The sequence below is a fragment of the Thalassobacterium maritimum genome (assembly GCF_031127805.1).
Lineage (GTDB): Bacteria > Verrucomicrobiota > Verrucomicrobiia > Opitutales > Coraliomargaritaceae > Thalassobacterium > Thalassobacterium maritimum.
In genome coordinates this window covers 1-13,590 of the sequence record NZ_JARXHW010000072.1, presented here as the reverse complement: position 1 = coordinate 13,590, position 13,590 = coordinate 1, and the positions used below count along the sequence as shown (strand labels likewise).

The window sequence follows — 13,590 nt, the reverse complement described above, 5'->3', positions numbered from 1 at the left end:
CTATATTATGTCTGCATATATCCCTATGAATTATAATCGTTTTATCCAAATCTTAAGCGCTGCTTTTCTTTGCCCTCTCCTTGCTGCGACTGCGGCGTCTATTTCTTCGCCGGATCAACATATCCAGGTGACGACGCACTCGGCCGATGGGCAAGTGGCTTATTCGGTCGCTTTCCAGGGGCAGCCGGTCATTGCTAAATCCCGCTTGGGTGTGGAGCTGGCTGGAGGCGCGTTTTCCGGAAGCCTGGAGCTGACCGATACTGAAACCCACACGCACGATAGCACTTGGCAGCCGGTCTGGGGGCAATTCAATGAGTATCGCGACCATTACAATGAGTTGACGCTGCACCTGCGCGAAGTCGACGCACCAAAGCGCACGATGCAGGTGATCTTGCGTGCCTATGACGACGGGATCGCCTTTCGCTATGTGTTTCCGGAGCAGCCGGGGCTGAGCAATGTAAACTGGCAACGAGAACTGTCCGAGGTCTCTGTGCTGGCTCAAGCGCCGGTCGCTTGGTATGCCAAAACCTCGACTACGCTCTTTAATGCGGTGCCTTTCGGGAAGCTGGGTAAGTTCTGCCGCACCCCATTTACGGCTCGCTTGTCAGAGGAGGTTTACATCTCACTGCATGAGGCGGCGGTGGTCAATTCGTCCGACGCCAACCTGACGATTGCCAAGGATGACCGCACGCTGCGTTACAATGGTTCCATGCGTGACACTGCTGCGTCGGTCAGCCCCTGGCGCACGGTATTGATTGCTGCAAAGCCCGGGGACCTAGTGGTGTCTTCGATGATTTTAAATTTAAATGAGCCAAACAAACTGGCCGATACTAGCTGGATAAAAACCGGCGTGAGCCTCTGGGATTGGCGCAACCATGGCGGCGTGGCGGATGATGGTTTCGTGTATGGAATCAATACCGAGAGCTATATCCGCTACATTGATTTTGCCCATGAAAACGGTTTACCCTTCCTGATCATCGATGCGGAATGGTATGGCCCCGAGCGCGACCCGAAGTCGGACCCGGTGACTTATGAGCATGAAGTGGAGATGCCCAAGGTCGTCAGTTATGCGAAAGAGAAGGGCGTCGGTATTTGGCTCTATATTAATGACAAAGCGCTCAAGAACTTCGATATGGACCGCACCTTTGCCCAGTATCAGGAGTGGGGGATTGTTGGTATCAAGCACGGCTTCCTCGGTGGCGGCAATCAGACGAAGAATGCTTTCAGCGTGAAGGTGCTGGAGAAGTGTGCGGAATATGAAATCATGTATAATCTGCACGAGCCGAACAAGCCTACCGGCCTGACGCGCACCTACCCGCACTACATGTCCAATGAGTATGTCAACAGCATGCTGGATGCGGCCAATCGTGTGCCGGCGACGCCTTCCGAGCTTTCTGTCTTTCCCGTGGTGCACAATCTCGGCGGTCCGGTGGATCGCAGTTGTGGACTCTTTGATATGGATCAATCCATTGCCCGCGACAAGGTGCACAAGCAGATCCCCAGCACCGTGGTGTCGCAAGTGGCTCAGTGCTTGATTTTCTATAGCGGTATTTTGACCCTGCCCGATATGCCGGACGCCTATAATCGTAAGATGGACCTCTTTGAGTTTATCAAGCAACTCCCGATGACTTGGGACGAGACCCAGGTGCTTGAAATGGAGATCGGAAAGCACCTGACCATGGCCCGTCGCTCCGGCGACACCTGGATGGTGGCTGCGGTGGCGGATGAGTCCGGCCGTGAAATGGACTTGAACCTCGATTTTCTCAACCCGGGAGTGAGCTACGATATTACTTTGTATGAAGACACGGCTGAGAGCCATTACGCTTTCCCCGGAGGCTGGAATCAAGCGGATGCCAGAAAGAAGAAGATCGCTTTTGAACCGGTCGAGACCAAGCGCGAGCTGTATCAAATCCGTAAGATGACGGTGAAGCAGGGCGATCGCATTCGCGCCCACATCGCTCCCGGCGGCGGCCACTGTATGTGGATTCGCCCTCGATAATCACTGCCACTCTTTGGCTAGACCATGAACCCCATCCGAAACGCGCTCTCGTTTCTTGCGAGCCTGCTAGTTGCTGCTTCAGCTTTTGCTGCCAAGCAGCCGAACATTATCTTCATTTTGGCCGATGACCTCGGCTGGCAGGATGTGGGCTTTATGGGGAGTCAGTATATGGAGACCCCGAGCTTGGACGCATTGGCGGCGGAGAGCCTGGTGCTGGAAAATGCATTTATGTATCCGACCTGCTCGCCCTCACGGGCGGCGATTTTGACTGGGCAGCAGTCCTTTCGCACGGATTGTTACACGGTGCCGGTTTTGGAGAAGGGCAATAGTCGTGATAATATCTTTTCCAAATGGACGGTGGGGGAAGAACACCCGGTATTTTCTCAGCCACTACGCGAGGCCGGTTACAAACTGATTCATCTTGGTAAGTGGCACATCGTCGGCCCGAACCCGGAAGGCGAAACCGGCTATCCTTTTGATAAGAAGTTAGGCCAGCCGGGGAACGGTGACTTGAGCTGGGTGGCGAAACACCAGACGCCCGAAATTCAGAAGTATTATCCCATCGGCCGCGGTTTTCACGAGAATGTCGGCGGCACTTGGTGGGGCGATCCAGCCCGAGGCCATGCTAAAGGCTACAATGCGCCCGGCGGTGGCTACGTGGCGCCGTTTAAGAATCCATTTATTGCAGATAAAGCAGACGATGCCTGGCTGACCGACCGACTGACCGACGACGCGATTGACTTTATGCAGCGTCATCAAGACGAGCCATTCTTCGTGAATCTGCACTTCTATGCCCCGCACCGCCCTTCGGTGCCACGCAGCGAAGCGCTCATGGCGCACTTTATGGAAAAAGCCGGCGATCCCGACACGGGGCAGGGGATGGGACCAAAGAAAAAGAAACGCGAAGTGGCCGCCTATGCAACCATGATTAAGTCGATCGACGACAACGTGCAACGCATCCTGGACTATCTCGATCAGGCCGGGCTGCGGGAAAACACGGTGATTGTTTTTACCTCCGACAACGGCTTCAACGGCATGCAAAGCAGCAACCAGAATTTACGCGGGGCCAAAGGCAATATTTACGACGGCGGCTTACGGGTGCCCGCGCTGGTGAATTGGCCCGGAGTCGTTCAGGCCCGGCGTGATGCGACGCCGGTGCAAGGCCTCGACCTGTTTCCCACCTTCATCGAGTTGGCCGGGGTCGATGATTACACTGGCACCTTAGATGGGGACAGCTGGCTGCCGTTGATACGCGGTCAGTCGCTTGCGGAACGTCCGCTCTTTTGGCACATCGCCAGCACTTATAAAGATCCCCCGTGTTCGATCATTCGCAAGGGGAAGTGGAAATTGATACAAACGCTCAAGGATGGCCGCATCGAGTTGTATGACACCGAGGCGGACCTCAAAGAGAGCCGTAATTTGGCCAAGAGTCATCCCGAGAAAGCGCAGCAACTACTCGGCGAACTGGTGGCCTGGAGAATACAAAACGATGTGCCGCTACCGCCCAGCTCGGTGCTCGCAAATTAGAATAACAAGATGATCCTTCGTTCCTTTCAAATTCGCATTCTTTCAATCCTGCTGCTGCTCGGCAGCGCTCTTTCTGCGCAGACAACCGCGCCCAATGTCTTGATCTTTTTTATTGATGACCTCGGATGGACCGACATCGGGGTGAATGGCTCGAGCTTTCATGAGACACCGCACATCGACGCGCTGGCGGCGGAGGGCGTGAATTTTAAACGATCCTATGCCGCCAATCCGGTGTGTTCGCCGACGCGGGCAGCATTGATGACGGGCAAGGCCCCGCAGCGAGTCGGGATTACTCAGTGGATTAGCGGGGATAGCCCGAGTTTGGACCTGTCGGAGTTCACCATTGGAGAAGCCTTTCAAGCAGCAGGCTACCGCACCGGCTATATCGGGAAGTGGCACTTGGGAAAGACAGATGCGGTGCAACCGAAGTATCAGGGATTTGCATACACTGCGGCAGTGAATCGAGCCGGGCAGCCCGCCTCGTTTTTCTATCCATTCGGAAAAGGGCGGCGTCCCTCAAATGTGCCGGACCTGAAGGGCTACAAGCCGGGAGACTACTTGACCGATGCGCTGACTGACAAAGCAATCGAGTTTATCGATCAAAGCAGCACAGCCGTCGGCGCGGGGCCGCAGGACAAGCCGTTCTTTTTATGCCTGTCGCATTATGCCGTGCACACACCCATACAAGCGCCGGAGCCTCTCGTCAAAAAATATAAAGCTAAGAAGCGCGCGATGCTGGGCGAGGGGGCGCCTCAGATGATAGAGGAGAAATACAATACGCTTGCTAGAGGGCAGCAGGGGGATCCGGCTTATGCTGCCATGATGGAGAATTTGGACTGGAATATTGGCCGTGTGATCGAGCATTTGGAGGCCAAAGGGCTTCTGGAAAATACGATCATTCTCTTTACTTCGGACAATGGCGGGCTTGCGCATCGTAAGCGTATGGTGAGCCCGACCAGTAACGCGCCCCTGCGTTCTGGCAAGGCCTGGACTTATGAGGGAGGCATTCGTATTCCGACAATTATCAGTTGGCAGGGCCACATTCAGCCTGCCACCAGTGAAGCCAAAATCATTACAATGGATATGTATCCGACCCTGTTGGAATTGGCCGGACTACCGCTCCAGCCCGAGCAACATTTGGATGGGCAGTCTTTGCTGCCGCTCTTGCAAGGAGACCAGAACGAGGCGGCAGAGGATCGAGCACTCATGTGGACTTATCCGCATGTGCATGGCAGCGGGCATCAGCCTTCCGACGCAATCCTGAGCGGGGACTGGAAGCTGATCCGCTTTCAGAGCGATGAGCCCACGGAGCTTTTCAATCTCGCGAATGATCTAGGCGAGCAGACGAATTTGGCCAAACAGTATCCCGAGAAAGTGAAGGCGCTGGAGAAAGCCTTGGATCGATGGCTGGCGCAAACAAAGTGAGCCCAAGGCGGCAATTTAGATTGTTTACGTGATATTCGGCCCCGAATCCTTGTGGTATGGTTTGTTTATTAACCCCAGGGGCGCTTCTGCTTTAGGCCGATCCATAGTATGTGAATTGCGTCAAGCTGCTGCGTTGGCTCGCTCAATTCGGCGAATTCCAGCCCCTCGATTGATCATATTATTCTATTACAATGAAACAAAGCATCTCACTCCTCCTGCTCGCGCTACTGGCGCTTTTACCTCTGTCTTCGCCTGCAGACCAAACTGACGATTCTCACATGGAGTGGTGGCGTGAAGCTCGCTACGGCATGTTTATTCACTGGGGCCTGTATTCCATCGCCGGTGGTGAATGGAAGGGCAAGGATTACGGTAAAGAGCAGGGCGGTGCCAGCGCTGAATGGCTGATGAATAGCGCTAAAATCTCGGGGCAGGAATACCGTGAAACCTTGGCGCCGCAATTCAACCCGACTGATTTCGATGCAAAGGAGTGGGTCGCCCTGGCGAAGGAAGCGGGCATGAAATATATAGTCATCACTTCCAAGCACCACGACGGTTTTTGCCTCTTTGATACCGATGCGACGGATTACAATGTGATGGATGCTACGCCCTTTAAGCGTGACATCATCAAGGAGCTTTCCGATGAGTGCGCGAAGCAGGGCATCAAGTTTGGCGTCTATTACTCCCAGTTCAAAGACTGGTATCACCGCTCACGAGGACGTGGGAATCCCGGGACTTTGTCCAACGATGAGTATCTCGCTCTAGTTGAAAAGAATCTGGACGAATTGCTTTCGAACTACGGTGAAATGGCGGTGCTCTGGTTTGATGTCGGTGGCAATAATGTCGTCGAAGCCGATGCACAAGGCGCGCGGGTGCGTGAACTCCAACCGGACTCTGTTATTTGCAGCCGCCTTTACAGTCGTCGGGTGCCGGTCGCTCAGCAAAAGTATGCCGACTTTAATTCGCTGCCCGACCGTTTGCTGCCTGCGGAACGTATGGAGGAGGATTCCGAAACCTGCATGACCATGCGTCACAACTGGGGCTACGATCGCACCGATGACGCTTGGAAAAGTGAGAAGGACATTGTCGAGTTTCTCGCACTCTGTGCCGCCCGTGGAGTGAATTTGCTCTTAAACGTGGGCCCGGATCCCAAGGGTAATATCCTCCCGGAAGAAACCGAGCGCTTGCTGGCTGCGGGCAAGTGGATGGAAGTGAACGGTGAGTCGATCTACGGCACCACTGCATCGCCGGTTGATTACGATTTCTGGTGGGGCGCGATGACGCAAAAGGATCAGACCCTCTACCTGCACGTTTTGGAGTGGAAGCCGGAAGGCATCGAGTTCAACGGTATCGTGGGCAAGCCCGCGAAGGCTTACTTCCTCGCAGATGCGGAGCGCAAAGCGCTTCCAGTGACTTACGATGCCAATGGGCACCTGACAAAAATTGAAGTGCCGGCTGAAGCGCCAGATTTTAGAAACACGGTCATTGCCGTGGAATATGAGGCCCCGATTGTTGCGGACGCAGATGCGGAAGGGAAGTATCATTGGTATACCACACGCAGTAAGCGTCATACGGAGATCAAAAACAATGCCCACGCTGGAAAAACTAAATTACTGCAAGCGGTCAAAGGCGCACGCCACTAATCCATAGAAAGATACTATGAAATGCCTACTCCTAGCCTTTTCCATGTTGGCGACTGTGGCGGCCCATGCTGCAGACAAGCCCAACATCATTTATATCCTGGCCGATGACCTCGGCTATGGCGACGTGCAGGTCTTGAATCCCGAGCACGGCAAAATTCCGACGCCGGGCATGGATCGCCTGGCGGCAGAGGGCATGGTCTTTACCGATGCGCATACCAGTTCGTCGGTCTGCACGCCGACACGCTACGGTGTGTTGACGGGGCGCTACAACTGGCGCTCACGTTTACAAAGTGGGGTGCTGTTTGGATTCGATCAGCCGCTCATTGCGCCGGATCGTTTAACGGTGCCTGCTCTGCTGAAAGCACAAGGCTACAAGACGGCTATGATTGGTAAATGGCACCTGGGCCTCGGGATTCGCAAGCCGAACGGCACGCCCACGAGAGGCAAGGCCGCTCCGGTGGATGGGGTCGATTGGAGCGCACGTATTGAAGGTGGCCCCGTCGATCTGGGTTTTGATTCCTGGTATGGCATCGCCGCTTCGCTCGACATGCCGCCTTACATCTGGATCGAGAACGACCGCTTTGTCGGCGAGTGCACCACCGTCAAAGCCTTCCATCGCAAGGGACCCGCTCATGCCGATTTTGAAGCGATTGATGTCTTGGACGCGATTGGTCACAAATCGGCCGAGTTTATCGCGCAGCAAAATGCTGAGGAAGCTTTCTTCATGTATGTGCCGCTCACCTCACCGCACGCGCCAATCATTCCGTCCGAAAAGTGGCAGGGAAAGAGTGAGCTCGGAATCTATGGCGATTTTGTCATGCATACCGATGCGATCGTTGCTCAGATCACCGAGGCGGTCGATGCGGCTGGACTGGCTGAGAATACCATCATCATCGTCACCAGCGATAACGGATGCTCCAAGGTCGCCGATATTCCCGCTTTAAAGGCACAGGGCCACTATCCGAACGCCCACTTCCGTGGTTCGAAGTCGGACATCTGGGACGGCGGACACCGCGTGCCATTCATCGTGCGTTGGCCCGCGGCTGTGAAGGCAGGTTCGTCCAGTGATGCGATTATTTGCCTGACCGACCTGATGGCGACCGCCGCCGATTTGACCGGTGCCGAGCTGCCCGTCAATGCCGGCGAGGACAGTGTCAGTTTTGCGCCCGCTCTCAAGGGGGAGCCGATCATCTCCGATCGTGCGGGCATCGTGCATCACTCGGTCAGTGGACAGTTCGCCTATCGTTCCGGCAAGTGGAAGATTCTGCTGACTCAAGCGTCCGGTGGATGGACCAAGGAAAAAATGGCCATCAAAGCACCCGCGCAGCTCTACGATATGGAGGCGGATCCCAGCGAGCAGAACAATCTCTACCACAGCCATCCGGAAGTCTTCGAGCGTTTGCTTGCCCAGTTGGAAACCGATGTGGCGCGTGGGCGCAGCACCGCGGGGCCGGATCAAAAGAACGACACTGACCGCATTAATTTAAAAAGAGGCATGAAGCGCTAAGCGACTGCTTTCCAACTGTAAAACGCTGACCATACCCCATGTTTTCGAGAAAATATTCATTCTTCCTCACGGTCGTTGCCCTATGTTCGGGACTGTTCAGCACGCTTTCTGCGATCAAGCCGAACATTATCATCTTCTACGTCGACGACCTCGGGTGGCAGGATGTGGAGCAGCTCAATGACCTTGGTGAACCATGTCCTTATGAGACGCCGAATCTTCTCAAGCTGGCTGAGCGGGGCATGAATTTCTCACAGGGCTATGCGTCTGCACCGACCTGTGCGCCCTCGCGGGCGGCGATCCTGAGTGGTCAGCATCCCGCGCAGACGCGCTACACCCATGTCACGGGAGCATCGATTCCGAAGCAGGGAAAAGACAACGAATTCCAAGAAGCTTTTCTGGGAGCGTATTTCGACCTCGATCACATGACACTGGCCGATGCGCTCAAGCAAAACGGTTATCGAACCGGACATTATGGTAAATGGCATGCGGGGCTCAACGCTTCGGCTTATGGTTTTGAGTCGGTCAATCAAACCCGGGGCGTGCATCGTGGTATGAAAGATCGCACGAAGGACTTTTCCACCCCCAAGGATCGTCAGTGGCCGCTCAGCAAAGAGAAGTATCCGCCATACTCCGAGGATTTTCCCGATGGTATTTCTTACCCCTATGATGAGCTGACCGAAGAGGCTTTGGAGTTCATTCAAGACAACAAAGAGGAAGCGTTCTTCCTCAATCTTTGCCACTGGATGGTGCACTGGCCCATGCTCACGCGTAACGGCGAACTGCTGAAGTACTACTGCAAAAAGATGGGGCAGCCCTTTCCGCCCAAGAAAGGAAACATGGCTCTTCCCGGACAGCAGAATCCATACTTCGCATCCATGGTGACCACAGTGGATTGGAGTCTCGGTCTAGTGATGGACATGCTCGCGACGACGGACGATCCCCGCTACCCGGGCAAGAAATTGATTGAGACCACCTATGTATTTTTCACCTCGGATAACGGAGGCGCGGAGAAGAAGGGCGGCGAGATTCTTTCCGACAACTATCCATTGAAAGGTGGCAAAAAGCGGACCGATGAAGGGGGCGTTCGGGTGCCGCTGGTCATTGCTGGACCTAATATACCTGCTGGAACGGAACGTGCGACAATGATCAATCAGCTCGACTTTTTCCCTACCATACTGAGGCTGACATCGACCGACATTCCCGCAGAAAACGCTGCGAAACTCAGCGGCCTGGATATCACACCGGTCCTGACTGGCGAGGCGAGCGAAGTGTATGATGCGGAGGGGCATCCGCGCGACAGCCTTTTCTGGCACTTCCCCCATAACAGTATGCGTGCGGCCATCCGCAAAGGAGACTACAAGCTCTACTGTCACTTCAATACAGGAGAGTATTCACTCTACCGACTCTATAAGAACGGTGCCCATGCTGACTTGGAGGAGCAGGAAGACCTCAGCCGAAACCCGGAGTATGCCAGTATCGTTGACGCACTGTCCCAGGAGCTGAATCAGAAGTTGGAATCCAGCAATGCGGAGCTGCCTCACCGCAATCCAAATTACAGGAATGCCACACTGCCCAGCGCTTCGATTGTGAACTTGAATTTCAATCCGGCGGGAACCCAGGCAAACTTACAACTGGACCCCGATCAACCGAAGGCGACTGAAGCCTACATCCTCTACTATCCCGATGGAGGCAAGGGCGAAGGCCATGGCAAGAAAACGATCGATTATAATCAGGTCGGTGATCCCGAAATTCCCTATCGCGTGAAGGTCGCGGCATCGATCGATGCCAGTGGCCATGTTGTGACGGCGACGGTGCCGCCAGTAGTCAAACGCGTGCAGTTCATGCTTATTGATGAGAACAACTATTGCCACTTTACGCAGCTCGCATCAGTTCCTTGAGGACAGGCTTTTCTGAGCAAATTTTGACCCTTATGCTTCGATTTCGATTCTATTTCAGCCTGATGCTTGCCGCGTTGAGCACGCTTGAGGCCGCTCCGAATCGCAGCGATGGTTTGCGGGAACTTCTGGATGCTAAGATCTATCAGGTGCCTGCGACGTATCCGCATCCCACATACGATGTCGGGAAGGTCAAAGCCTTGTTCTACGAGAGCATTCCCTATCAGGGAAAAGCCAAGCGCGTCTTTGCCTATATCGGCATCCCCGAGAGCGAGGAGCCGGTGCCGGCGATGGTATTGGTGCATGGGGGCGGCGGCACGGCCTTTCATCAATGGGTGAAGCTCTGGAATGATCGCGGCTATGCTGCCATTGCCATGGACCTGGAGGGCCATCTTCCTCAGAATGTCGAAACGGGCGGTGGGCGCCTGACGCATGCGCACAGTGGTCCTTCGCGGGTGGGGCGTTTTGGTGACGCTGAGCTGCCGCTTGAGGCGCAGTGGATGTATCATGCGGTATCGGACATCTTTGTGGCTCATACTTTGTTGGCCTCCTTGCCGGAGGTGGATGCGGATCGTATCGGGATCACTGGTATTTCCTGGGGCGGGATCCTGAGTAGTCTGGTGTCGGGCATCGACTCGCGCTACAAGTGTGCAATGCCCGTCTACGGTTGTGGCTACCTGTATGAGTCTCACGGCCATTTCAAAAGTGTGCAGGGAGCCGCGCAGAAGTTTTGGGATCCGGCGCGGCATTTTGCCCGCGGTCGTGTGCCGACCTTATGGGTCAATAGTGACAGTGACGGCCATTTTTCGCTCAATAGCACATCACGCAGTTTTGAAACGACCCGCGAGCATGCATGGCTGAGCATCCACCCGGGCTTAGCGCATGGACACCGTGCCGGTTGGGACCCACGGCGTGTGCCGGAGATCTATGCCTTTGCGGATTATACTTTGAAGGGGGAGGGCGCTTTGCCCCAGCGTATTGTGCAACAGCCTGCAGGACGTTCGGTGCAGTTGAGTTACGAATCGGATGTGCCGGTTGAGTCGGCGACTGTGTATTATTTAAACGAAGCGCTGACCTATCGGAAACCAGCTGAGGATCCTCAAGCCAGGCATTCCCGTCCCGGGCCATGGCTCAGTCTGCCAGCTGAGGTCAAGCGATCAGAAAGGTCCGTCTATGCGGAATTGCCTGATTCGTGTATGACGTATTATGTCAATCTCAAGGACGCTCGTGGACAGCTCAGTTCGTCTGCGCTGATCGAGCTGTCCGCAGGGTCCCCAGGAAGATGAATATTCGCATGCAACATTGGAAGCGCCTGCTTGGCCTTTTGTGTTACGTCCTCACTTGGGTGAGCGTCGCATCCGCGGTCGATTCCTCGGGGCGTAACAGTCATTTCTGGGTCACCGTGCGTCCGGGCGCGGGTAACGACTCCGGCAGCGAAACAGAGCTGATCCTTGCGAATGGTTATCGGAGCGAGAACCTGGGCTCACCTTGGCTTTCCTGTCAGCGGGACGACGAGGGCTCGACCCGTGTCTATCGGATCACTTGGACCGGGAACCACCTGATCGATGGGCCGGAGGCGGACCAGTTGCAATTCACGCTGGCGATGGATCCTGCATCTTCCGAGCCGAGACTGCAGTCGATTAGCGTAAATGGACTCACGCCGGAGCGAGCCGGCCTTGTGCTGGAAAGTTCCTTCTCTAAAGTGACGCCGAGAAAGTTGAACGACCGGCGGCCACCCAAGGGCTATTTTGAGATTCAGGGATCGCTCGTCTTGCGCGATCCGACTCTGCGCATCGAGGACCCCGAACATCCTTTTTCCGACTTACGCAATGGGCATAACATGGGCCCGACCCCTTACGAGCCCAGTTCGGAGGCGAAGTTGAAACACTTTCCAAAGTTCAGTTGGGACAAGGTGCCACGCGGCATGCTCATCCGGAAGAGCAAGCCTTACACGGATCAGGAGATCCGGGCCATCGCGGAGAATTATGATCTGGTGGTTTTGGAAAAGGCCAACGGCGCAGGCTTTGGCAATACGAGCGTAGGCATGAAGGATACGGCGGCCCGCCTCAAAGCCATCAATCCAGAGATCAAGGTGCTCTTCTATTGGAACTCACGCATCTTTTTCGGGCACTACGGCATCGACGACACGATCACCCGGCACCGGGATGAGTGGATCGACCCCGACTTTGTCATCCGCGGACGGCTGCCCACCTATGTGCGGGACAATCCCGACTTCCTCAAGTGGTGGGTGGGCTGCGCCGAGAAAATGATCAGCGACCCCGCGATCGACGGCACCTTTGTCGATAAGGCAGGCGTTCCAATCTATATGCTCGATGCCCTGTATCAAGCGACCCCGGTCGATAAGCTGGTCATGAATAACAACTCCGATGCGCGACAACGCATTGGCTATGTCGACGGCACCTACCGCGAGGGCTGGACCGGTGGCGGGAACCCGGATGTGATTGCCGAGACCATCGCGATTGCTCGCGAGACGGGGCTAAACAAGAAAATGCAGATCCTCCGCATGCCAGCGAAACGTGTGTCCAATCCGCGTCAGTTGGAAGACTCCTTGGATAGCCGTCTTGCGATTTATCTGATCTATGCCGAGGCGTATGCTTATTTTTACGTGCAGGCCACCGTCGATGCACTCGAGCCCATGTGGAAGTGGGAGGCCAGCTATGCCGACCAATTACAACGTCCCTTGGGCAAACCGCTTGGTCCCTACATGCGGGACAATCACGTCTATGTGCGCAGTTTTGAACATTGTGATGTTTACCTAAACCTGAACCCCGGTGCGGACACACGCATACTCTGGAAAAACAATATCGGCACGCCACCACTAGCCGGCAGCGGCCTCTCCAGCACGGTGGATATCTACAAGCTGGAAGGCAGCGGATTCATCGGCGGCGCGGCGGATCAATTCTTCTATCTATCGGATGCCCACTACGGCGACGGCGGCGTGAAGGCCTCTGTGGATACCTTTGTCAACTCGGGTGCCAATGCCAAGGCCGGTGTCATGTATCGCGCCTCATTAGCCGCGGACGACAAAATGGTGACAGTCCTGCGCGATCCCGCCGGCCGCATGCACATGGTCTATCGCCCCAGCAAAGGCGCGAACGTCGTCGGCCTCGGCTCGGTTGATGCCCCGCAGAAACGCTTCGCCATGCTAGTGCGACAAGGCGACCGTTTTCTCGGCTACTGTTCGTCCGACGAAAGCAATTGGACGCTCATCGGTGAAGTCGACTTGCCCATGGATGAGAAGATCGAAATGGGCATGGCCATCGCCTCCCACGACGATGCCTTAGCCGAAGTGCGCATCAGCGGGTTCGCTCAGATCGAAACCTCCAATACCCGCAAACACGACTTGGATGATTCGGACGAAGAATAGTCCTCATGAAACGAGCGGAACCATTAATTACGTGAATTTGCGTTAATGGGACAGTCGCCCAATTGGCGAATTGAAATTGGAATTATATAAATGCCTCTAAGTTTTAAAGCGTATAACTCGCAGTGGTTTATGTCTTTTCTAATTAACGGAAATTAACGTAATTGCCCTGAATCCGGCAGTCGACTTAGGCTCGGCTATTTAAACCGTTA

At 55.0% G+C, this 13,590-nt stretch carries 8 protein-coding genes; all 8 read left to right on the top strand.

Features of this window, described 5'->3' with window-relative positions; genetic code table 11:
* Positions 1-1,999, top strand: a 1,999-nt coding sequence (locus tag QEH52_RS18210) for a glycoside hydrolase family 97 protein (RefSeq protein ID WP_308952384.1), incomplete at its 5' end; no start/stop codon positions are given.
* 24 nt (positions 2,000-2,023) lie between these two features.
* Positions 2,024-3,526: a sulfatase gene (locus QEH52_RS18205; RefSeq protein WP_308952383.1), complete on the top strand. Its 1,503-nt coding sequence runs from the start codon at positions 2,024-2,026 to the stop codon at positions 3,524-3,526.
* Positions 3,527-3,535: 9 nt separating this feature from the next.
* The gene (locus QEH52_RS18200) at positions 3,536-4,951 is read left to right on the top strand and encodes a sulfatase (protein ID WP_308952382.1); all 1,416 of its coding nucleotides are present in this window, start codon (positions 3,536-3,538) and stop codon (positions 4,949-4,951) included.
* A gap of 191 nt (positions 4,952-5,142) precedes the next feature.
* Positions 5,143-6,591: an alpha-L-fucosidase gene (locus QEH52_RS18195; protein ID WP_308952381.1), complete on the top strand. Its 1,449-nt coding sequence runs from the start codon at positions 5,143-5,145 to the stop codon at positions 6,589-6,591.
* 16 nt (positions 6,592-6,607) lie between these two features.
* Positions 6,608-8,098 (top strand): sulfatase family protein, encoded by a 1,491-nt coding sequence (locus tag QEH52_RS18190; RefSeq protein ID WP_308952380.1) that lies wholly within the window; start codon positions 6,608-6,610, stop codon positions 8,096-8,098.
* Between the two features lie 38 nt (positions 8,099-8,136).
* Positions 8,137-9,996, top strand: a complete 1,860-nt coding sequence (locus QEH52_RS18185) for a sulfatase (RefSeq protein WP_308952379.1) — start codon at positions 8,137-8,139, stop codon at positions 9,994-9,996.
* A 32-nt stretch (positions 9,997-10,028) separates the two neighbouring features.
* Positions 10,029-11,279 (top strand): alpha/beta hydrolase family protein, encoded by a 1,251-nt coding sequence (locus tag QEH52_RS18180; RefSeq protein ID WP_308952378.1) that lies wholly within the window; start codon positions 10,029-10,031, stop codon positions 11,277-11,279.
* An 8-nt stretch (positions 11,280-11,287) separates the two neighbouring features.
* On the top strand, positions 11,288-13,381 hold the full coding sequence (locus QEH52_RS18175) for a putative glycoside hydrolase (protein WP_308952377.1): 2,094 nt from the start codon (positions 11,288-11,290) through the stop codon (positions 13,379-13,381).
* The last annotated feature ends 209 nt before the right edge of the window (positions 13,382-13,590 follow it).

Coding starts and splice junctions, on each gene's coding strand:
- QEH52_RS18205 (WP_308952383.1), top strand. CDS start 2,024: ATGAACCCCATCCGAAACGCGCTCTCGTTTCTTGCGAGCCTGCTAGTT.
- QEH52_RS18200 (WP_308952382.1), top strand. CDS start 3,536: ATGATCCTTCGTTCCTTTCAAATTCGCATTCTTTCAATCCTGCTGCTG.
- QEH52_RS18195 (WP_308952381.1), top strand. CDS start 5,143: ATGAAACAAAGCATCTCACTCCTCCTGCTCGCGCTACTGGCGCTTTTA.
- QEH52_RS18190 (WP_308952380.1), top strand. CDS start 6,608: ATGAAATGCCTACTCCTAGCCTTTTCCATGTTGGCGACTGTGGCGGCC.
- QEH52_RS18185 (WP_308952379.1), top strand. CDS start 8,137: ATGTTTTCGAGAAAATATTCATTCTTCCTCACGGTCGTTGCCCTATGT.
- QEH52_RS18180 (WP_308952378.1), top strand. CDS start 10,029: ATGCTTCGATTTCGATTCTATTTCAGCCTGATGCTTGCCGCGTTGAGC.
- QEH52_RS18175 (WP_308952377.1), top strand. CDS start 11,288: ATGCAACATTGGAAGCGCCTGCTTGGCCTTTTGTGTTACGTCCTCACT.